We start from the raw sequence: 256 nt of genomic DNA, 5'->3' as shown, positions 1-256 counted from the left end.
ACACTCGATCCAGGTGAGACCACCGGCGTGTGTTGGAAGGATTTCAATTCGGACGAGCTGTGGCTGATGCAATGGGAGACCAAAGATATTGGTCTATCCTTTAAGCAACTACTTGACTTCCTGGAGCGCTATGAACCATTCCATGTACGCTACGAAGACTATAAAGTCTATGCGTGGAAGGCTCAGGACCATAGTAATGCGTCCCTACATACTCCACAGTGGATTGGTGCTATACGCGCCGCACTTTGTCTGGCAG

1 protein-coding gene is annotated in these 256 nt (G+C 49.6%); it reads left to right on the top strand.

From position 1 onward, the window contains the following. Positions 1 to 256 (top strand): hypothetical protein (locus VJI77_RS07615; RefSeq protein WP_323989001.1); only part of this gene is annotated, 256 nt, incomplete at both ends.

Origin of the sequence: Parvimonas sp. D2 (assembly GCF_035282635.1) — a bacterium.
GTDB lineage: Bacteria > Bacillota > Clostridia > Tissierellales > Peptoniphilaceae > Parvimonas.
This window is presented reverse-complemented; position numbering and strand designations above follow the sequence as displayed.